This window comes from Iodobacter sp. BJB302 (assembly GCF_002735645.1).
In the GTDB taxonomy this organism is placed as follows: Bacteria; Pseudomonadota; Gammaproteobacteria; order Burkholderiales; family Chitinibacteraceae; genus Iodobacter.
In genome coordinates, this window is sequence record NZ_PDZG01000049.1 from 1 (window position 1) to 20,830 (window position 20,830).

Here is a 20,830-nt window from a genome sequence, read left to right on the forward strand (position 1 = left end):
GTTTTGATACCCGCTTCGCCAGTTAAATATTGCTGAACGACAGAGAGCTTGAATTGCGTTGAGTACTTGGACATAAAAACACCCCAAAAATATGGACGGGTGTCCAACTTTTGGGGTGCAGTTCAAAAGGGGGCTTTAGCTGCTGTACCTGAGCCTAAAACACAGCCAGCATTTTTTCCATAACACTCACATCCACTTTTTGATCACTTTGCAAATGCTTTACCACTCTGGCGGGGTTGCCCGTTACCACGCAAAAAGGCGGTACATCCTCGCTGACAACAGCCTGTGTGCCAATCACAGCGCCCTCGCCAATTGTTACGCCTTTCAGAATCGTTGCGCCCGCACCAATCCACACGCCATTACCAATACGCACCGGAGCCGAGCGGATTCTTGCCGCCTCACCAGGCTGCCCGCGCCCAAGCAAAGGATGGCCACTGCTATCCATAATGGTGACCATAGGGCCAAAAATGACGTCATTGCCAATTTCTACACGCTGATAAGCCAAAATTGCCGCGCCCTGCAGCACAACCCGGTCGCCAATTTTTATTTGCCCAACAGGGCCGTCATTAATCTGCACCGTACTGAGCTTAACCGGCAAATTATGAAATGCAGGAATATGGCCAGATTCGATATAACACTGGCTGCCAATCGTAATGCTGCCCGCAAACAGAGCTTCATCGATTTGCTGCGCTGCCAGATCCGCATCCAGCAGCTCTTTATCAATCACCCTTGTATAAGACAAACGGGGCGTGCCTGAAAAGTGAGTATTCAAGCCTATCCTAACCTGATGCCCAATTAGTTGTTCCGGCACATTGTTGGCAGGGCTGCCTGCTAATTCTGGCGGAATAAGATAAATATTCTGATATTCGCAAGGCATTTTATGCCCCCTCGGTTTCAAGCAATTGGGCGCGTTTAGTTTTTTTAATCGCATAATCGCGATGAATTTTAATCACTTTATTTAATGAATATTTTTCATCATTTAAATCTTTGCCATAAAAGCTGGTTGACCATAGCTGATACTTTTGATGAATGCGTAAAGCGGCGATTTCTGATTGCTCTTTTTGATCATCCACTTCTTTTTTATGTGGCCAGTGGAATGAAACGGCTTCGCGCTCCATTGAAAACTGATTGTTATTCAGATGTAAACGCACGCCTAAATCAACGTCTTCGCCGCCCCAGCTATTAAATGATTCATCAAATAAACCGGCTTTCAAAAGCTGCGCACGCTCGGCTGATGCGTGGCAAGTCCAGAAGATATCAAAGGGCGCAGGCCAGTTGCTGATGTTGTCCCCAAGCTCATCATATTGCTGCTGGCGAACATCATGCGCCCCCAGTAAGGCCAGACGATTAATGGTGGCATCAGGCGTTTGATAATCAATCTGTGCGGACATTTCTTCCAGCAGGTTGTTATCCACTTCAAAGCCATAAACATAGCCAATGATCACCACAGGAAATTCAGACTGGCTGTGCACTTGAGCGTGTACTTCCAGTGTTTTGCTGCCCAGCAGCACGCCGGTATCAATAAAAACAATGTATTGGCCTTCGGCAATCGCCGTGCCGATATTGCGTGCCTTGCCCGCCCGGAAACCTTTGTCTTCCTGCCAGAAGTATTTGATATTCAGCTGCTCAGCAAACGCCCTGACCACCTCTTCGCTATTATCCGAGCCGCCATCATCAACCACAATCACCTCAAATAATTGCTTGTCCAGCGTTTGCAAAACCAGAGATTCAAGGGTGTAGCGTAATAAATCGGCCCGATTATAAGTGGGAATGACAACACTGATCTGTAGCTTAGACATGCTCTTTCCTTTGACTTCAAGTTGATCAAAAACCCAGCCTGAATACACTTTGAATAATCAAGCCGTGAGACTTCGTATGACTGTTGAGCAAAGCAATGGCCGCGAAGCAACTACATCAGCGGCTCATGATGTAAAATTTAATTTCAAACATCAACAATTAAATGACAATTTAAAGTAAGTATTCTATGTTTATTTACTTTATATTGCTTTCAAACAACTGTAAATAGTATGCCAATGTAGTTTTGTAACAGATTTTTTTGTAGTAATGCGTATTTTTACTACAACGGGATATTACGAAGGAATAAATACAGGGCAAAGGCTGCTTCTTGCTTACTGACCGGCAGCCGCCCTGAGTGGGCTAAAATAATCAAAAACAGAAAAGGAGTGGCTGCCTGAGCAGGCAGCATAAGAAAGGACGATCTGCAGAAATAAAGCCATGGCGAACACCCCGGCTCAAAGCACAGCTTAAAACTTATGAATCTAAAACCTGCGCCAGAAGCTTGGTTAAAAAGTTTTTCATGGCAAGAACGCGCTGGCTTGCTTTTAAATCACGGTGATAAACCAGCCAAAGCTCACGCGAAGGGACAACAGACGGGGCATCCAGCTTGACCAGTGTTTCATCTATATCGCCCACATATTCAGGCAATAGGGTGATTCCCAGCCCGCACCGCACTGCCACATACTGAGTATGCAGCGTATTGCCTTTAATCAGCGGGGCACGGTTTTGGGTAATCTGTTTTAACCATTTCACCATTGGCAAATAAGCCCAGCAATCGCTTAATTCAATAATGGGCAATGCCTGCCACGGGTCTTGATTTGGCCCCAAATCTGCCAATAAAGACTTTAAACAATAGGGAGCAAAATGCACATAACCCACAAAATGCGTGATGTAATCCTGATTATTATCGACCACAATTGAGTCGCCATAACGCAAGGCCACATCCGCCTCCCGCCGGGCCAAATTAGCCGGTAATGCCCCCACTAACAGCTCTACCTGCATTTTTGGATAAAGCGTCAGAAACTCCGGCATATGCGGCATGATTAAATAGCTGGCTAATGATTCAGCCGCAGCCAGCCTGATTAAGCCGCTGACCTGATCAATAGATTGCAATTGGTCGCTATTTCTTTCCACGGTGAACATGGCATTTTCAACCTCGGTCACCCTTGCCAGAATGCTCACCCCCTGATCGGTAAGCAGATAACCAATTTGCTGCCGCAAAAACAGCTTAACCCCTAGGCGGTTTTCCAATGCTGAAATATGCCGGGATACCGTTGATGCGCTGCTCCCCAGCTTAAGCGCTGCTGCACTGAGGCCGCCTTCACGCGCCACAGCCAGAAAATACTTTAAGTCATTCCAATCCAAATCAGTATTTTTCATTTTTAGAAAACTGTTTTCCATTCAGGGCTAAATACATCTCAAGGATCAGCAACAATAATGACGGCAATTTCAAGCCAAAGCAGTACACACCATGCCACATTTGCTGACGTATCTACAACTCACACTGACTGTCTTCTTCTGGGGAGCAGTATTTCATATCGGCAAATATACAGTGCAATTTTTATCCCCCATGGTGGTTGGCAGCTGGCGGTTTATCATTGCAGGCTTAATGCTCTTTGCGTTTGTTTCTTTGCGTGAGAAATGGGATATTCAAGCGTTGCGCAATAATATTCGCCCATTATTATTTATGTCTGTGATTGGCATTATGGGTGTCAATTTTTCTTTATTTTATGGATTACAACTAACCTCGGCCATTAATGCCGGCTTAATTATGGCGCTCAGCCCCATTCTTACCGCTCTGCTCACCGCTTTTTTTCAAAAAGAATCACTGAACAGCCAGCAAATACTGGCCATGGGATTAAGTTTTTTTGGCGTAGCGATTGTTGTCAGCGGTGGCTCTTTGCAAACCATCCGCGATTTACATTTTGCCCTCGGCGATGCCCTTGTTTTTATTGCCAGCTTTAGCTGGGCTTTATATTCTGTGATTCCAAAACGCTTTGTTCGTGGCGTATCCCCCCTGCACACCACCACGGTCACCATTATGATGGGGGCAGCCTTGATGACGGCCGTTTCGGCCAGCATCAGCAACGATTTTTACACGATTCCCGCATGGAATGTTTTGCTGGCGATTGCAGCCATGGCCTTCTTTTGTACTGTTCTGGCCTTTGTGTGGTGGAATGAGGGCCTGCGAAAGATTGGCCCGGCACAGGGGGCGATTTTTATGAATCTGGCGCCGATATTTGCAACATTAATTGCCATTGCGCTTGGCCAGTCGCCCAGCCTGCCACAATTTATTGGCATGATTCTGATCATCAGCGGCGTAGTTTATAACTCGCGTAAACCCGGCAGCCCCAAATTACTTAGCCGCCCGGCGTATCAGCGCTCATCGATTCCTTCAGCTTTGCCTGCAAACGTGGCACCGCAAACTGAATAAATGCTTCGTATTTTTTAGGCATGGGCTGCCGGTAAGGAAACACCAGAAAATACGGCTTAGGCGTAGCCAGCCAATCCGGCAATACCGCTTGCATTAGACCCTGACGCAAATAGGGTGCCGCAATAATATTATCCAAGAGGCCCACGCCGTAGCCCGCCTCCACCGCGCTGGCAATCGCCCCAAAGGTATTGCACACCAGCGTAGGCCGCAGCTCTACCCTAACTACTTCGCCGTTTTTCTCCAGCTGCCAGCCCATCTGCTCGTGCAGGCTTTCGTGGCAAAACACCTGATGCTGCTGCAGATCGCAGGGATGCTGCAATTGGGCCGCTCTGGCCAAATACAGCGGCGATGCATAAAGGCGTTTTTGGGTAAAACCCAGGGGCCGCGCCACCATGCTGTCATCCAGCACCGTGCGTGAATGCAGGCAAAAATCGATCCCCTCTCCTGCCATATCCTGCAGCTTATTTTGCGCAGTCATATGTACCTGCACCCCAGGATATTGAATGGCAAACTCGGCCAGAACCGGGGCCAGTACATACTGCCCTATGCCACTTGGGCTGCTGATCAGCAAAGGCCCGGCCAGCTGATCCTGCATACTGCTGACTTCTGCTTTCAAGCCTTCCATAAGTACCCGCAGCTGCGCCGCCCGCATGGCCAGTGTTTGCCCAACCTCAGTCAGCGTTACCCTTCTGGTGGTCCGTAAAACCAGCACGGCACCTAAATCAGCCTCCAGCCGCTTAATATTTTGGCTTACATAGCTTTTAGCACAGCCCAATTCATCAGCCGCTGCAGTAAAGCTTCTCAGCCTGGCAAGCGCATCAAACACCAAGAGCGCATCGGACGAAGGCATTGTTTTCATAGAGGAACAGTTTGTCCAGTTATCATGGGTTTATCCAGATAATGAATCAAAATACACTCCAATTACAAATTTAAAAAGCAAATTGGAGATGCTATGAAAGCACTAATCAGCAAACTACTAGTTAAGCCAATGGCATTCTGTGATACCCGCCATCACGGGTATGGGTTCCATGCAAAAGCAGAAACAGATGAAGGCATTGAACACCGCCTGCGCAAAGCAGCGATGATTGCAGCCGCCAGAATGGAAGAATGGCGATGTCGATGCAGAGAGCGGGTTTAATCCCGCCAGTACAATTTATGGGAATGAAAACAATGAATATAAAACGGGCAGGCCTGGAAGACTTAACTGATATCTGCATTCTGGCCGATGAAATTGCCACACAACACCATCAGCATCAGCCAGAAATATTTGCCCCGGCATCAGGCATGATTCGGGACAGAGATTTATGGGCATCCTGTATTACGGCAGAAAATGGGGTGATGTTTATCGCCAGATCTTCCGGCCAAATCGCTGGGTTTGTAAGCGCTCAAATCACTGATACCTCAGCGATCACGCTTTTACAGCCCCGGATTATTTGCAGAATTGGCACTATTCTTGTCTCTCAGGCACAGCAAAGACAAGGCCTGGGTAAAGAGCTGATTAATACCGTAGAAAAATGGGCAGCAAGCAAAAAAGCCTGTGAAATACGCTTAGAAGTTTTTAAATTTAATCATCAGGCCATTGATTTTTATGAAGCTCAGCATTTTCAGCCGCAATCTCACATCATGACAAAGAAATTGAATCATGAATAAACAAATGTATCGGGGTAAGTGTTTGCCAGCAGCATCGCCAGCCAACACTTACCTCAATCTGCGCCAAGGCGCTTTGGCATCAATTACGCCGTAAAAAACCGTTCCTGCATTTCATCCAAACCCAGCTCTGCCAGCACAGCCGCCAGGCGTTCAGCAGGTTTGCGGCGGGGCAGGTTTTTATATTGGGCGATAATTAATTCGTTTTTCATCGAATGCTCCCAGCCTACCAGCTCAGTTACCGTTACCTGATAGCCATGCGCTTCCAATTGCAGGCAACGCAGCACATTGGTGATCTGGCTGCCAAATTCACGGGTATGAATCGGGTGTCGCCAGATTTCTGCCAGCGGGTTCTTCAGCGATTTAGCCTTGTTTTTACGCAGCACGGTTGCCACTTCGGCCTGGCAGCAGGGCACCAGCACCATAAATTTGGCTTTCTTTTTAAGCGCAAAAGCAATGGCATCGTCGGTGGCGGTATTACAGGCGTGCAGCGCAGTCACCACATCAATGGTTTCTGGCAAGAGATCAGAATTCGTTGATTCTGCCACCGATAAATTCAGAAAAGACATGCCAGGGAAGTTAAGACGCTGGGCCAGCTCTTGTGATTTTTTAACCAGCTCATCGCGGGTTTCAATGCCATAAATATGGCCGGAACCCGGCTTATCTTTAAAGAATAAATCGTAAAGAATAAAGCCCAGATAAGACTTACCCGCGCCGTGGTCAACCAGCGTGACTTCGGGGTGGTCCGCCTGCACTTCTTTTAAGAGCGGCTCAATAAACTGGTAGAGGTGATAAACCTGCTTGAGCTTGCGGCGGCTGTCCTGATTGAGCTTGCCGTCGCGGGTCAGGATATGCAGCTCTTTGAGCAGTTCGACCGACTGGCCGGGCTTGATTTCGTGATGTTCTGTCATAGTCTTGTCCAAAAGCTGTGCTTGCAGCAAGGCGTGATTCTACCTGCTCCCTAGCGATATAGATTGCCCTTTCCCATTGCAGAGTATAAATCCAGCTAGACAACGACGTTTCACCCCCTTATGCAAGCAAAAAATACCCCATAAAAGCAACCGCTCAGAGGTTGGCAGGTGCAATAGAAGAAAGTAAATGCTAAAAACAATCAAACAGTAAGTTTGCAGTCATCGTCATGTGATGTTACTGCAATAAAATAAGAAATATTTATGCCTTTGAACTATTTAGCGGCATTCCATTCTGAGTAATGCCTCATGAAAACCCGTGTATTTTTTACAGTCTGTATATAAAGCATTAAAAAACAAAGCAATTAATTATCCAAGGAAAAATGATGAAATCACTACCGTTTATTCGCCCTATCGCATTAACTCTTCTGCTGGCCAGCTCACTTAGCTTTGCAGCAGACGACCACGGCGGCACAGTCAAGCCAGAGCCTTATGCCGTCGGCAAAACCATGAGCAAGGCGATTCAAGCCAGCATCACCCCCGATGCTGCGCTGGATATCTTAAAAAATGGCAATCAACGCTTTGCGACCGGAAAATCCATCAAACGAGATTATAAAAAACAAATTATGCAAACGGGCCTTGGGCAATATCCCTTTGCCAGCGTCGTCGCTTGTATCGATTCGCGCTCTGCACCTGAGCTGGTCTTTAACCAAGGAATTGGCGATTTATTTGTTGCGCGGGTGGCGGGCAATGTGATTAACGAAGATATTCTGGGCAGCTTAGAATATGCAGCTAAAGCCGCCGGATCGAAAGTGATTGTGGTGCTAGGCCACACTCAGTGCGGAGCAATAAAAGGCGCATGTGATGCCGTGCAACTAGGCAATCTCACTGGCCTCTTAGATAAAATTAAACCTGCCGTAGAAGCCACCAAAACTTCTGGCGAGCGCAGCTCCAAAAACCACGAATTTGTGCAGGATGTAGCGCATGAAAATGTAAATAACAGCGTGCAGAAAATCCGTGAAATGAGCCCCCTGTTAAAAGAAATGGAAGAAAAAGGGCAAATCAAAATTGTGGGTGCAATGTATGACGTAGGCACTGGTAAAGTCACTTGGTAATCTGGCCAAGCCACTGATATCTCATTGATTTAAAAGATACGGGGATGCCCACAGTGGCTCCCCGTTACTATTTAGCACCTAACCTCGGCAAAAATATCGAGGACAAAAGCCACTGTATAGGCTCTACCGTTCAGAGCCAAAATTTACATATCCTTATGAAAAAAAAGCTTTTTTTTGATTGGCAATGCCTAAATCTGCGACAATGCGCGATTAGTATTGCTCATCAAAGCCATGAATCCCGCTCCTACTGCTATTTCTGTTCTGCCCGCTGGTGTTTTCCCCCGCAAACCCGCCCCCTTCCTGCCTATGAGTCGTGCCGAGATGGACGTACTTGGCTGGGACGAGTGCGACATTATTCTGGTTACGGGCGACGCCTATATCGATCACCCCAGCTTTGGCATGGCCTTAATTGGCCGCCTGCTGGAAGCACAGGGGCTGCGGGTCGGGATTATCTGCCAACCAGACTGGTTGTCCGCTAACGAATTTAAAGCGCTAGGCAAGCCACGGCTGTTTTTTGGCGTGACTGCGGGCAATATGGATTCGATGATTAACCGCTATACCGCAGATAAAAAGCCACGCTCTGACGATGCGTATACCGCAGGCGGCATGGGCGGTAAGCGGCCTGATCGCGCCGTTACCGTTTATTCGCAGCGCTGCCGTGAGGCTTATCCAGGCGTGCAGATTATGATTGGCGGGATTGAAGCGAGCTTGCGCCGGATTGCTCAGTACGATTACTGGAGCGATAAAGTGCGCCAATCGGCGCTGATTTACTCCAAGGCCGATATTCTCTTATTTGGTAATGCCGAACGTGCCTTAGTGGAAGTCGCCCAGCGCGCCGCTGCGGGCGAAAAACTTAAAGATATGAAGGATATTCGCGGCACAGCGTTTATGAGCCCACAGGGCTGGCTGCCCGATGGCTGGGTGGAGCTGGATTCCACCACCGTGGACACCCCAGGCCGCATCGATAGGCATATCAGCCCCTATGAAATGCTGCCGGAAAATACCGAAAAAGACGTCACTCCGCCTAGCGACACCAAGGCCATACGCCTGATTAGCAAGGCCGAACGCATCGCCGCTAAGCAGGCCGACCGGCAGCACACAGTGATCCGCATTCCGGCTTATGAAGCGGTGGCTTTTGACCCTGTGCTCTATGCCCACGCCAGCCGCACCCTGCATTTAGAATCTAACCCCGGCAATGCACGGGCAATGGTGCAGCAGCACGGCTCGCGCGATGTGTGGATTAACCCGCCACCGATTCCGCTGACCACACCCGAGATGGATTATATTTTTGGCCAGCATTACGCCCGTAATCCGCACCCAAGCTATGGCAAAGCGCATATTCCGGCTTGGGAAATGATTCGCTTCTCCATCAATATCATGCGTGGCTGTTTTGGCGGCTGTACTTTCTGCTCGATTACCGAGCACGAAGGCCGGATTATCCAAAGCCGCTCGGAAGAATCTATCCTGCAAGAAATCGTCGATATCCGCGATAAAACCAAAGGTTTTACCGGGCATATTTCTGATCTGGGTGGCCCGACCGCCAATATGTATCGCCTGTCGTGCAAAGACCCGAAAATTGAATCATCCTGCAGGCGCTTAAGCTGCGTTTATCCCGGCATTTGCGAAAACCTCAATACCGATCACGCGCCGCTGATTCAGCTGTACAAAAAAGCCCGCAAGATTGATGGCGTAAAGCGCATCACCATTGGCTCTGGCGTGCGCTACGATATTGCGGTGGAATCGCCTGAATATGTGAAAGAGCTGGCCACCCACCACGTATCGGGCTATTTAAAGATTGCCCCGGAGCACACCGAAGAAGGGCCTTTATCCAAGATGATGAAGCCCGGCATCGGCACGTTTGAGCGCTTTCGCGAGATGTTTGATTATTACTCTGAGCAAGCGGGCAAAAAGCAGAGTCTTATCCCCTACTTTATTGCCGCCCACCCCGGCACCAGCGATGAAGATATGCTGAACCTTGCGCTGTGGCTGAAGAAAAACGACTTCCAGCCTGATCAGGTGCAGGCCTTTACGCCTACGCCAATGGCAATGGCCACTACGATGTGGCACACCCGCCGCAATCCTTTAAGAAAGCTGGCACGTAGCTCAGAGAAAGTCGATGTAATCCGCGACGGCCATCGCCGCAAGGTTCATAAAGCCTTCTTGCGCTATCACGATTCAGATAACTGGCCTATCCTGCGCGAAGCACTGATCGCCATGGGCCGCGCAGATTTGATTGGTAACACACCAAGACATCTGATCCCTGCACAGCAGCCTGGCGAAAAGTTTGTGCACGAAAAAAACAACGTCGTGGTTCGCCGCACAGATAAACCTAAGGGCAAAAAAACCTTTGGCCGTAGCCGCGATGCAGCGGCTCAGGGCACTAAAAAACGGTAAAGAAACCCCTGTATACAGAACATAAAAGCCGCCCACGGGAAAAACCTAATCAGACGCTTTAGTTTGAAAGGTTTTTTTTCTGTGAGCTTTGTGTCTGCAGAAATTTATGCCAGAGAGAAGAATATGAACTTAGAAAGCCGTATTACCGAGCTGGAAATCAAGCTGGCGCTGCAAGATGAGCTATTAGAAGAATTAAACCGCATCGTAGCCACTCAGCAGCAGCAGATGGATCAGGTAGTGAACGAGTTACGCTGGCTGCAGCAGCAAGAACCCAGTGGCCCGGCGCAAAAATCCTTATTTGATGAAGTACCACCGCATTATTAAATTTCAGCCAATAAAAAAAAGGGCATATGAAGCACGATTAGCGCTTCATATGCCCTTTTTTATGCTTCAAACTTTTAAGCAGGCTTTAAGTAATGCACCAGCAGCTCGCCAAACAGCACACTAAAACCATCCCAGAAAATCTGGATACCAATACACATTAAAATAAACGCCGATAAACGCAGAAAAATAATCGAGCCCGTGCTGCCCAATAGCTTAAGCAGTCGCTCTGCATGGCGGTAACACAGATACAAAGAGTAAGAAGTAATTGCCACAGCGGTCAGGCTGGCTAAAGGCATAGAAAACTTCTGCAGGCCCGGGCCGTTAAAACCAGCCCCCAGAGCAATCGCTACCGTAATCGAGCCTGGGCCTACCGTAATCGGAAAGGTCAGCGGATAAAAGGCGCGCTCGCGTAATTCTTCATTACTTGGGCGGGTGGCCCCTACCTGCAGCATGCCTGCAGACTTATGGCTGTCATCACCCGAGCTCATCAATTGCCAGCCCGCCGTCGCCACCAGCAAGCCACCGCCGATACGCACAATAGGCAGTGACACACCAAAAAACTCCAGCACATAGCTACCAATAAACATGCTGATCAGCAGCAAAATAAAACTATAAATCCCCACCCGCCGCGCCAGAATCGTCCGCTCCTGCGAGTTGTAATCCGCTGTCATAGTTAAGAATATCGGCGCATGGCCCGGCGGATTTAAAATGGGCATTAAAGCGCCAAAAACCAACAGCATATTGCCAAAAAATACGGTTAAGGTTTGCAGCATCTTGATTAAAACCTTGCAATAAACAGCAATGAAAATGGCATTTTAAACGAAGAAAAATATAAAAAATGCCAAAGTATTATGGTTACTTTACCAATTCAAAATGAATCACATAAAAATGATCCTGCCCCGGATAAATTTCTTTAATAAGCTGCTTCAATTCTGACAGGCCCATATTCTCCTGTGCGGCATGCAAGGGGGTTAAATCCGCCCAATCTGTCTGCGTTACCGACAAAACCCGCACACGGCAAAACCACAGCCCCTCTTCCAAAGTGCTGACTTCCAGAATATCACCCGCCTGCACATTCGCTTCGCTGGTATCACGAATGGTGATGGTTTTGCGCTCGGCAAGAATATCGTCAACAAAGCGCTTAAAAAAAGTAATCTTCTGCATACCATTCTTCCCTGGAAATCTGAACTACAAGCTATAAGCAAGAATAAAAACACACGGCAAGGCCGTTATATAAAGAAAAAACATCAAACTACTTTTTGATCAAAGGCTTATAAACAGCCACCTTAGCGATGCCATGTAGATAATCACATAAAAGTGTAGTTGTACTACTTGAATTTACGCTATAAAATTCGTAGTAATACTACATGCATAAGAGATACACCATGATCAGCCTGTTAGCCAGCCTTTATCACTTTTTCTTTTCTGCATCACAGAATATTGCCATTAACACCCGTGTAAACCGCATCGCAACAATTGATGGCTCAGAAAAAATTGACGGGCTGGTTATGAAAGTTGAGGGTGGCCGTGCTCGTGTATGCTGGAACAAGGGCGAAAAAACCCAGGAAGACTTAAGAAACCTGGTTACCATTGTCGACTGATCAAAGCAGCACAACAATGGACAAATCAAAAAAGGCTGACCGGGATCAGCCTTTTTTTATGAAACCGCTTTAACCCGCCTCGCCATCCAGATGGCCAGCAAGCCAAATACACAGCTTAAATAGCCTACCCAATCAAAATTAATAATTCTGCCACTGCTGCTTTGCGTCATGATCGTGCCAGCCAAAAGTGCGGCCACACCCGAGGCAAAGTTTTGCGTTGCTGAATTAAACGCCATTAAACGCCCGCGCATTTGCGGCGCGGTGGCCCCTGTAACCATTGCCGTAGCAGGAATAAACCGCCCGCTCACAAAAACAAAAAATAGTGTGGAAAACAAAAGCTGCCATGCCAGCGCTAAAGCAAATGTTTGCGTAACCAGAATCAGCGGTACAAAACTTGCGATAACCAAATAGCCAAGAATACGTGTGGGCGAATAGCGATCAATCAATCCGCCTATAAACGGCCTTGAAAATAAAGTAGCCACGCCGCCCAATAAATACATATAAACCAGCTCATGCGTCGTTAAGCCGGAATTACTGACCATGGTGGATGCGATATAGGGAATCACACAAAAACCCGATAAAGTCAGCATGGCCGTTACACCGCAGGCCCACCAGTGATTAATATCAGCAAACAACTCTTTATATCCGGCAAGCAAACCCTGGGGAGCCTTTGTTAAATGGCCTTTAACGGCGGGCAGTAAATACCAGACACCGATCCATACCAGAACACACATCGCCGACAGCGCCACAAAAGGCATGCGCCAGTTAGAATGTGCCGCAATAAATAAGCCCAGCGGCACGCCCGCCACGGCAGATAAAGAAAAGCCCAGCATCACCCAGCTCATTGCCCAGCCCCGGCGCTCTGGCGGAATTAAATCCCCCACAATGGCAAAAATAATCGAGCCAATCACTCCGCCAAAAATACCTGCCAGGCCACGGGCCGCTAATAAGCTATAAAAGCCCGTCGCCGCCGAGCATGCCATCGTTGCCAGCACCAGGCCTGCATAACACACCAGCAAAGCCTGCCGCCGGTCAAAGCGATCTGCTAAAGATGCCGCCAATAATGAGGCCACGCCTGCTGCCAGCGAATACGCTGAAACTAAAAACCCAAACCGTGCCGTATCAATATGCATCTCGCGCATTAAATCGGGGGCAAGCGGCATCAGAATCATAAAATCTGCGATAGAGGTAAACATCACCAGCATTAAGACCAGAAGCATGGCCTGTGTACGGCGTTCCGGATTAAGCGATTTCAGCATGCAAAGCTTCCTAAAAATAGAGCGGAGTACTGGCCGGCCATTCCAGCAGGCAGATTTCAGCCTGAATGGGAAAAAAATACTTTGAAGGGCATGCTGCCCCTCAAGAAAAACCAAAACTCAGCCGATAAGTAATAAACAACTTTTGAGCACCTGGCCATGAACCCGCTCTCTCTGCTGAATAATCGCACAATCCCGAATCCTTATGCGTCTTCCGCAGAAAGCAGCGTCGCCCGCACGCAGGCCAATAAACCTGAAACCACAGTACAAAAAAGCAGCGATGCGCTGGCAAGCCGTGCCGAAGATTTAGGCAAAGCTACCACCGATTTAGCACAAAATTTAATGCAAGGTTTTGCCCAACAACTCTTTGGCGACGCCGCCAAAGGCATGACTTTTCAGTTTGATCAGGCCCAGTTAAGCAGCTCATCCAACTTTGCCGCTGCAGCTCAGCAAAGCACTAACGGTGCCGCAGCGGGCTTCAGGCTGGAAGACGCCAGCCACTTTAATGGTAAGGGTAAGCTATTTACCGCCGATGGCCGCCAGTTTGATTTTGAGATTGACGTTCGTTATCAATCCATTATTGAAGGGGCCAGCGCCAGCAGCTTCCAGCCTGCCGCCGAAACTAAGCCCACAAATACCCCCGCAGGCAATCTGAACACACAATTTGCAGACACCGCAGAAAACCTGTTGAAACGCTTAAGCAGCGTGCCTGAGCGCCAGCCATTTCAATTGCTCAAGCAGGGAGAAGATGGCAAATCACTGCTAAAGCTTCTGGGCGATATGAGCTTGCAACTGCTCAACCTTCCCGGCGGGCCTCGTTATCTGGATTTAAGCCAGGACGGTACAAAGCCAGGCTTTCAGGAACAGGCTTAATACAAAACTATTGCAAAAACTGATCCCAGCCTGGCTTGCTGCCAAAGCGCCCGGCCAGAAAATCTAAAAGGCTGCGCAAAATATTGGGCATATGCCGTCTTGAGGTATACAGCCCATAAATCCCCAGCTCATCGGACTGATAATCAGGCAGTAAATGAACCAGCTCACCCGATTCTATATAGGGTGCCGCGCTGAATGTGGGCTGGTGGGCAATGCCCGCCCCAGCCAAAGCCGCTTGTAAAATTACATTTGCGTCATTCGCGCTAATCGCCCCGGTCACATTCACCAAAAAAGGCTCGCCATTTTTAGTAAAGCGCCAGCCATTTCTGCCAAAAAATGCATGGCTTAAGCACTGGTGCTGCAATAAGTCTTCCGGGTGCAGGGGCGTGCCGTGCTTTGCCAGATAGGCCGGTGTGGCACATACAACAGACCTGCAAATGCTTAATTTTCTGGCGATCAGATTGGGATCAACATCGTTGGTAATCCGAATCGCTAAATCAATCCGCTCCTCGACCAGATTGATGCTTCTGTCACCCACAATCAGCTCGACCTGGGTATCCGGGTACTGTGCAACAAAAGCCGCAGCAGCCGCCGCTAAATGCGATTGAGCAAAGGAATTGCTGCTTGCCACACGAATCAAACCATGTGGCGCCGCGTTCAGATTATGCGTGATTCCCTGCACATCATCGGCCAGCTCCAGCATTTGCCTGCATCGCGGCAAAGCATCCTGTCCTGCACTGCTCAGGCCTGTGCTGCGGGTGGACCGGTGCAATAATCTCACCCCCAGCCATGCTTCCAGCTCGGCCAGATAGCGGGAAACCATAGCCCGCGACATATCCAGCTTATCTGCCGCAGCAGTTAAGCTGCCCTGATCCACAACCTCAATAAACACCCGCATTGCGGTCAGCCTGTCCATCATCCTGGTAACAGCATGCGCTGCTCCTTTTGCAGATCCATCATCTGCTCGAATTATGCAACAAACTAACGCCTGATTTGGGGTTTTTCTGTGCGCGGTATACAACTAATCTAGCGTCCATTGCAAAACCAAACACATTCAAGGAAACAAATCATGCTTAAACCTGCTGCTGTTTTATCCACACTTGCTCTGTCTTTTGGCCTGATCGCCGCTGCTCAGGCCGCTGAAGCGCCTTTAAAACTTGAAGTTTATGCAAACCCTGATCCAAGCACCTTTGGCGTGGCCTCGACCCTGGTAACAGGTAAGACAGAAGCCATCCTGATTGATGCACAATTTACCCTTGCTGATGCCCACCGTGTTGTTGCCAATATTCTGGCCAGCGGCAAGAAACTAACCACTGTGTATATCAGCCACGGTGACCCTGATTATTACTTCGGCCTTGAAGTGATTACCCAGGCTTTCCCTGGCGTAAAAATTGTAGCCAGCGCACCTACAGTGGCTCATATCAAGCAAACGCTGCCAAAGAAAATGGCTTACTGGGGCCCGATCTTAGGGACAAACGCTCCTAAGCACCCGGTTGTTCCTGCACTGTTATCAGGCAACACTCTGACTGTGGATGGCGAGAAATTAGAAGTAGTTGGTCTGGATGGCGATAACGCAGAGCACAGCTTTGTATGGATTCCATCGATCAAAACCATCGCTGGCGGCGTATCTGTATTTGGTAACTTCCACCTGTGGACTGCGGACGATGCATCTGTATCCAAGCGCGCACAATGGTTGAAAGTGATCGATAAAATGGAAAACCTGAAGCCTGAAGTGGTTGTTCCAGGCCACTTTAAAGCCGGTACAACGTTCACTGTTGAGCATCTGCAATACAACCGTGAATACCTGAAAGCCTACGATCTTGAGCTGGCAAAAGCCAAAGACTCTGCCGCGCTGATTGCGGCCATGAAAAAACGCTATCCGGATGCTGGCCTTGGCATGGCGCTGGAAATTGGCGCAAAGGTCAACAAAGGCGAAATGAAGTGGTAAGCACTCACCTGCTGTAAAACAAAAGCCCGGAAATCTTCCGGGCTATTTTATTTAATGGTGCGCCAGAGGGCTTACTTCCCTGGGCTTTGCCGCAATCACAGCAGAATGCACGGCATCATCCTGCAGGCCATGCCAGAACACATGGGCAGCGACCGCATGGCTGTGATCATTAATTTGCTGCCATGCACGCACCGCATCACTGGCCAGCTCAAACATCACAATAGAATGGTGCTCTTCCAGCGCCTGCGCCACCGTAATCATGCCCGCATCACTTAAATAATCGATCAAAGCCCCCCGTGATTTAGTCGTTCGCTCATCCGTTGTATCGTAAGTCAGAAACAAAACTGCATCGCTTAACTGTGCAGATGCAACACGAATAAAATCAACCCGGGACAAAATACTCACCTTCCCACGCGGACTCTCATTCTTCATGATAAAACTCCTTCGCCTTAAGCATGGCCTTACTGTGTTCTAGCAGATAAAAATCTGCACACTGGCAAAGAAAGTGCATACTAGCGCTAGCTTAAATGAGATATCGCAGCGCAACAAAGCGGAGTATTGTTTATGCGTAAGCAAACTATTTATTGGGGAAAGCCATGGCGCGTACAGCATTAATTATTAGTGGGGGTGCACCCAACTCCACCTTGATTGCAGGGGCTTTAGAAGCCTTTCACGAACTTGGGGTAAAGGTGGATGTTATCTCTACAGCGGGGGCTGGGGCACTGCTTGGCTTAATGTATATTGCCCCGAAGAACGGCGATGTTGTAAGCACATTGCGCGGCTTAAAAGAAATGGGCGTGGCTGATTTTATCTACCGAGCCTTCCCGGTGAACTTTAAAGTTTTCCATAAACCCGGCCCCATGGCCGAGGCCTACCGTCAGGCGCTGGCGGCCAATCCATTACTGCAAATGATGCAACAATGGCCAGCCAGCAATCCTTGGGCACAAACATTAAAAGACGGAGCCGCTCTGGCCATAGCCAGCGCCAGCCCCAGTGATTTAAGCAGCGATTCACTTGGCCTCTGTGCTCATGTACCGTTTGCCGAACAAATAATTGATTTTGAAGCACTGAAAAACAGCGATGCCCATTTCTGGCTTAATGCCTATAACCTGAGCCAGCATCAAATGGAAAACTGGCCGCGCAGGCAAATTGATTTAAAGCATTTACAAGCCGCATTGTCTTTTCCCTATCTTTATCCGCCTACCGAAATCGATGGGGATTTTTATATCGAAGGCGCAGCAATTGACTGTCTTAACTTTAAAGACCTGCGCAAAAACCATCCTGGATTAGAAGAAATCATTGTTTTTGATTTGCTGGGTGCGGAAAAATTACTCCGTAAACCCAAAGATTTATACGATGCATGGGTAATGTCTATCATTACCCCTCTGGTAGAAATTGCCCGGGACGATATTAAATTATTTGAGGCCCTGCATAGCGAAGGGATTACCCTGCATAAAGTACCCTTAATTGATGCTATTGCAGAAAAAGATCTGCCGGATGTATTTGACTGGTCCAGAAGCAATATGGACAGGCTCTATCAGACAGGGTATCAGGCAGCAAAAAATTACGCTGCCGCCAAACTGGCACATTTAATTAATTAATATTTACTGGAAGTATTTAAATTAATAACCGTTCTTTTATTTAAATTAAGTTGCTTTACTTTAGGGAAAAGCAACTGATCAAAAAGGCGGCGTTGCAAACCACTTGCCAGCGCCGCCTTTAATGCTTTTTCAATCTGATTTCTAAGCTGTGGATAGCGCGGGGAAACATAAAAAACAAAATCACGCTCATAGCTTAATAATAAATCCGGCTCTATCTCTAAATCCGGATGTGCAGCCAGATCATCCTGAATCTCTATCGCACCACGCGGAAAATAATCAACATCCCGGTTACCTGCCGCCAGAAGCTTAAACAAAACTTGCCAGTCACCAATTTGCTCATACACAGGCAATTGGTTTTCTTTCCAAACCATCACATCAAACCAGCCCTGAGCCATGCCTGCGCGTTTATTAATTGCCTGTAAATCTGCCAGTGTTTTCACCCTGGAATAGGCTGCAGCTTGCCCTTTTTTAATCAGTAATAAACGCTGGCCTATCAGGCCAAAACTTAAAGGAATATCAACACGTAAGAAGCGCTTATCCCGCTCTGCCGTTTGTAAAAACCAGTGTGCAGATAAATCACCGCTCTCTAATAGCTTATTAACACGCACCACAGGCATTTCAGGCTCTGACATGACATTGACTATATGCCCTTCTGCCTGTAATGATTCCTGTAATAAACGATGATAATACTGATGCTGCTGATCACGCCGATGCATTAAATGAAGATCAATCACGTCGGCATGTGCAAAATTCATCAACAATACAAAGATTGATAACTTATACATTAACTTAGCCTTTAGCCGCCCTTGCTCCATAATAGATTAATCTTAAATAAAGCCAATACTCCTTTTGGCCGCTCATAAATAAATTACAATAAACAAAAGTCAATCCCATCCTAAAATGAAAGCTCAGCATTATTCGGATCAGGCTAATGAACTACTTAATACGATTCATGCGCTCGCTCAGCTACCCTGCCCGATTCGCCGTCATGGGCCTTGTAATAACAATTGGTATTTGTTTTCTGGGCTACTCACTTTATAAAGTGACCGAAACCAACCTCCTTTTCTCTGCACGCGAGCAGCAAGGCATGGCCTATATTCAGCCATGGATGAGTTTGCAAACCAGTCTGCAAACTCTGCGAGCAGCCAAATCAGCAGGGCAGCCAGGCAATGACAGCTCGTGGATCGGTGAGTTTGAAAAAACGCTGGGTAGTGCAGAGCAAAGCCAACTGGCCCAGGATTTAAGTTTTGATAAGCAAAGAAGCGCTTTACGCCAAGGGTTGGAAGAATTTCGCAAGCAAAATGCCACCGATCCCAAAGGCGCGGAGCAAAACTACGCCACGATATCCAGCCTGATCACCCAGCATATATCTGATGCTTGCGATCAGTCTAACCTTACCCTCGATCCGGATATTGATACCTATTACCTGATGGATACCGTTTGCTTTCGCTTACCTGCCTATCAGGATTTACTGGGTGAACATATGGCACGAGGCGCCATTTCGCTCAAAACAGAAAATGCCGGTCAGGCCACCCGCCTTATCGAACTCAAGCCGCTTGCCCAACAAAACCTCAGCCTGATCACCGGAAATTTAATTCGTGTTGGCAATTACAACGCAGACATGAATAAGCATTTTGATGAACATTTAAATACCATGAGCGGCCAATACAACAAGCTGCAAAGCCAGCTTAGCCCGCAGACATTAGAAAATCTGAAAGCTGAAACTTTGCCGGCTCTGTTGCAGCAACACTCGCAAGGCAGCAATGCTCAGGCAGAGCTGAATAAGGACCTGCAAGCGGCGCTCAATAAGCTTTTACAAATACGGGTTGATGGCCTCACCAGCCAGCGTAACAATTATGTGGGCGCGGCGATTGCCGCACTGATACTCACCATTTTGCTGGGCTGGGCATTTTATCGGGCTCTCAGTATGCAGCTTGGCAGCGATCCCAATACGGTTGTCGCTCTGGTCAAGCTAATTGCCGCAGGTAATTTAGCGGTCCCTATTCCACCTTCTGATCAGGGAAGCCTACTGCAAGCCATTGATAGTATGCAAAAAGATTTACGCAGCATGGTGGCCGAAACGCAAATCGCCACGACTTTACTGGGTGATATCGCCATTGAATACGCCAAAACGGTGGCCAGCATTGCCGATATGGCCGTGCGGCAAAGTGAAACCACTCAAATGGTTTCCAGTGCGGTGGAACAGTTATCCACCAGCATCGCGGAGAGTGCATCTTATGCCACGAATGCATTAGAACTGGGGACAAAATCCGAAGCTCAGGCAATTCAAAGCGTGGCAGAAGTAGACTCGGCATTTGGCCAAATGCAGCAAATTGCCGATAGTATTAACACCGTATCCAGCAGTATTAATCATCTGAGTGCGGAATCCACGCGTATATCATCGCTGGTCGGCGTCATCCGTGAAATTGCCGATCAAACCAATTTACTTGCGCTTAATGCCGCCATTGAAGCCGCCCGTGCCGGAGAGCAAGGACGGGGCTTTGCCGTTGTTGCCGATGAAGTACGCAAACTGGCCAAAAGAACATCCAGCTCATCTGCAGAAATCGTCGGCGTTCTCAGCAAAGTTCAGCACGCAACGCAGGATGCCGTCAGCAGCATGAACCACAGCGTGGCCGAGGTAGAACAAAACAGCAATATGTCGCAAAAAATCAGCGCATCAGTAAACACTATGCGCGAACAAATGAGTGGTGTGGTTGGGCAATTGCGCTCAATCAGCGATACCCTTGTAGAGCAGCGCACCGCCAGCGAGCATGTGGCTATGCATGTTGAAGCGATTGCCAGAGAAGCAGATGGTAGCCGCGCCTATACCGAAAAAGGCCTGCATGCCTCTGAAGAGCTGCAACATGTAGCATCTCGTTTGCAAGAGAGCGTCAGCAAATTAAAAATTTAAGCTGCCAAGGGGTGGCTTTAT

General features: G+C 48.2%; 22 protein-coding genes. 11 read left to right on the plus strand and 11 right to left on the minus strand.

Annotation, left to right across the window (positions count from 1 at the left end):
- Positions 1–154 precede the first annotated feature (154 nt).
- The 3 genes from CSQ88_RS23590 to CSQ88_RS15155 all read right to left on the minus strand — a co-directional run bounded on the left by CSQ88_RS23590 (position 155) and on the right by CSQ88_RS15155 (position 3,177).
- A complete protein-coding gene (locus tag CSQ88_RS23590; RefSeq protein ID WP_306475246.1) occupies positions 155–877 on the minus strand; it encodes a DapH/DapD/GlmU-related protein in 723 nt (240 codons plus the stop codon).
- A 1-nt stretch (position 878) separates the two neighbouring features.
- Positions 879–1,799 carry a glycosyltransferase gene (locus CSQ88_RS15150; RefSeq protein WP_099398927.1) on the minus strand — a complete coding sequence of 307 codons (921 nt, stop codon included), beginning with the start codon at positions 1,797–1,799 and terminating at the stop codon, positions 879–881.
- A 472-nt stretch (positions 1,800–2,271) separates the two neighbouring features.
- Positions 2,272–3,177 (minus strand): LysR family transcriptional regulator, encoded by a 906-nt coding sequence (locus CSQ88_RS15155; RefSeq protein WP_165928697.1) that lies wholly within the window; start codon positions 3,175–3,177, stop codon positions 2,272–2,274.
- 91 nt (positions 3,178–3,268) lie between these two features.
- Here CSQ88_RS15155 and CSQ88_RS15160 point away from each other — a divergent pair, with 91 nt between their 5' ends.
- Entirely contained in the window at positions 3,269–4,231 is a 963-nt protein-coding gene (locus CSQ88_RS15160) for a DMT family transporter (RefSeq protein WP_099398929.1), read from the plus strand.
- On the opposite strand, the gene CSQ88_RS15165 is transcribed toward CSQ88_RS15160, so the two are convergent.
- Positions 4,158–5,090, minus strand: coding sequence for a LysR family transcriptional regulator (locus CSQ88_RS15165; RefSeq protein ID WP_099398930.1), 933 nt, complete (start codon positions 5,088–5,090; stop codon positions 4,158–4,160). The genes CSQ88_RS15160 and CSQ88_RS15165 overlap by 74 nt on opposite strands.
- A 93-nt stretch (positions 5,091–5,183) precedes the next feature.
- On the opposite strand from CSQ88_RS15165, the gene CSQ88_RS22800 reads away from it, so the two are divergent.
- Both CSQ88_RS22800 and CSQ88_RS15170 read left to right on the plus strand, forming a co-directional pair.
- Positions 5,184–5,369: a hypothetical protein gene (locus CSQ88_RS22800; RefSeq protein WP_143449487.1), complete on the plus strand. Its 186-nt coding sequence runs from the start codon at positions 5,184–5,186 to the stop codon at positions 5,367–5,369.
- On the plus strand, positions 5,345–5,881 hold the full coding sequence (locus CSQ88_RS15170; RefSeq protein WP_180273674.1) for a GNAT family N-acetyltransferase: 537 nt from the start codon (positions 5,345–5,347) through the stop codon (positions 5,879–5,881). The genes CSQ88_RS22800 and CSQ88_RS15170 overlap by 25 nt, the downstream gene beginning before the upstream one ends.
- 83 nt (positions 5,882–5,964) lie before the next feature.
- On the opposite strand, the gene CSQ88_RS15175 is transcribed toward CSQ88_RS15170, so the two are convergent.
- On the minus strand, positions 5,965–6,789 hold the full coding sequence (locus tag CSQ88_RS15175) for an SAM-dependent methyltransferase (RefSeq protein WP_099398932.1): 825 nt from the start codon (positions 6,787–6,789) through the stop codon (positions 5,965–5,967).
- A gap of 380 nt (positions 6,790–7,169) precedes the next feature.
- Between CSQ88_RS15175 and CSQ88_RS15180 the strand changes: the two genes are divergently transcribed.
- From CSQ88_RS15180 to CSQ88_RS15190, 3 genes are all read left to right on the plus strand, one after another.
- On the plus strand, positions 7,170–7,901 hold the full coding sequence (locus tag CSQ88_RS15180; RefSeq protein WP_218963112.1) for a carbonic anhydrase family protein: 732 nt from the start codon (positions 7,170–7,172) through the stop codon (positions 7,899–7,901).
- A 231-nt stretch (positions 7,902–8,132) separates the two neighbouring features.
- Positions 8,133–10,295: a YgiQ family radical SAM protein gene (locus CSQ88_RS15185; RefSeq protein WP_099398934.1), complete on the plus strand. Its 2,163-nt coding sequence runs from the start codon at positions 8,133–8,135 to the stop codon at positions 10,293–10,295.
- Positions 10,296–10,418: 123 nt separating this feature from the next.
- On the plus strand, positions 10,419–10,619 hold the full coding sequence (locus CSQ88_RS15190) for a SlyX family protein (protein WP_099398954.1): 201 nt from the start codon (positions 10,419–10,421) through the stop codon (positions 10,617–10,619).
- 74 nt (positions 10,620–10,693) lie between these two features.
- On the opposite strand, the gene CSQ88_RS15195 is transcribed toward CSQ88_RS15190, so the two are convergent.
- Both CSQ88_RS15195 and yqfB read right to left on the minus strand, forming a co-directional pair.
- Positions 10,694–11,392 carry a MarC family protein gene (locus tag CSQ88_RS15195; protein ID WP_233702956.1) on the minus strand — a complete coding sequence of 233 codons (699 nt, stop codon included), beginning with the start codon at positions 11,390–11,392 and terminating at the stop codon, positions 10,694–10,696.
- 82 nt (positions 11,393–11,474) lie between these two features.
- Positions 11,475–11,783, minus strand: a complete 309-nt coding sequence (gene yqfB / locus CSQ88_RS15200; RefSeq protein ID WP_099398935.1) for a N(4)-acetylcytidine aminohydrolase — start codon at positions 11,781–11,783, stop codon at positions 11,475–11,477.
- Between the two features lie 221 nt (positions 11,784–12,004).
- Here yqfB and CSQ88_RS15205 point away from each other — a divergent pair, with 221 nt between their 5' ends.
- Complete coding sequence (locus CSQ88_RS15205; protein ID WP_099398936.1) at positions 12,005–12,220, plus strand: hypothetical protein; 216 nt, start codon at positions 12,005–12,007, stop codon at positions 12,218–12,220.
- 56 nt (positions 12,221–12,276) lie between these two features.
- On the opposite strand, the gene CSQ88_RS15210 is transcribed toward CSQ88_RS15205, so the two are convergent.
- Positions 12,277–13,479: an MFS transporter gene (locus tag CSQ88_RS15210; protein WP_099398937.1), complete on the minus strand. Its 1,203-nt coding sequence runs from the start codon at positions 13,477–13,479 to the stop codon at positions 12,277–12,279.
- Between the two features lie 156 nt (positions 13,480–13,635).
- Between CSQ88_RS15210 and CSQ88_RS15215 the strand changes: the two genes are divergently transcribed.
- Positions 13,636–14,349: a hypothetical protein gene (locus tag CSQ88_RS15215; protein WP_099398938.1), complete on the plus strand. Its 714-nt coding sequence runs from the start codon at positions 13,636–13,638 to the stop codon at positions 14,347–14,349.
- A 7-nt stretch (positions 14,350–14,356) separates the two neighbouring features.
- Here the strand turns inward: CSQ88_RS15215 and CSQ88_RS15220 are convergent, their stop codons facing one another.
- Positions 14,357–15,247 carry a LysR family transcriptional regulator gene (locus CSQ88_RS15220; RefSeq protein ID WP_306475247.1) on the minus strand — a complete coding sequence of 297 codons (891 nt, stop codon included), beginning with the start codon at positions 15,245–15,247 and terminating at the stop codon, positions 14,357–14,359.
- Between the two features lie 171 nt (positions 15,248–15,418).
- Between CSQ88_RS15220 and CSQ88_RS15225 the strand changes: the two genes are divergently transcribed.
- Entirely contained in the window at positions 15,419–16,297 is an 879-nt protein-coding gene (locus CSQ88_RS15225; RefSeq protein ID WP_099398939.1) for an MBL fold metallo-hydrolase, read from the plus strand.
- A 51-nt stretch (positions 16,298–16,348) separates the two neighbouring features.
- Here CSQ88_RS15225 and CSQ88_RS15230 read toward each other — a convergent pair whose 3' ends face one another.
- Positions 16,349–16,729: a hypothetical protein gene (locus tag CSQ88_RS15230; RefSeq protein WP_099398940.1), complete on the minus strand. Its 381-nt coding sequence runs from the start codon at positions 16,727–16,729 to the stop codon at positions 16,349–16,351.
- Positions 16,730–16,893: 164 nt separating this feature from the next.
- Here CSQ88_RS15230 and CSQ88_RS15235 point away from each other — a divergent pair, with 164 nt between their 5' ends.
- Positions 16,894–17,898 (plus strand): patatin-like phospholipase family protein, encoded by a 1,005-nt coding sequence (locus CSQ88_RS15235; protein ID WP_099398941.1) that lies wholly within the window; start codon positions 16,894–16,896, stop codon positions 17,896–17,898.
- Here the strand turns inward: CSQ88_RS15235 and CSQ88_RS15240 are convergent.
- On the minus strand, positions 17,895–18,683 hold the full coding sequence (locus CSQ88_RS15240; protein ID WP_099398942.1) for an ABC transporter substrate-binding protein: 789 nt from the start codon (positions 18,681–18,683) through the stop codon (positions 17,895–17,897). The two genes, CSQ88_RS15235 and CSQ88_RS15240, sit on opposite strands and share 4 nt — an antisense overlap.
- 146 nt (positions 18,684–18,829) lie before the next feature.
- Here CSQ88_RS15240 and CSQ88_RS23205 point away from each other — a divergent pair, with 146 nt between their 5' ends.
- Positions 18,830–20,809, plus strand: coding sequence for a methyl-accepting chemotaxis protein (locus CSQ88_RS23205; RefSeq protein WP_099398943.1), 1,980 nt, complete (start codon positions 18,830–18,832; stop codon positions 20,807–20,809).
- Positions 20,810–20,830 lie beyond the last annotated feature (21 nt).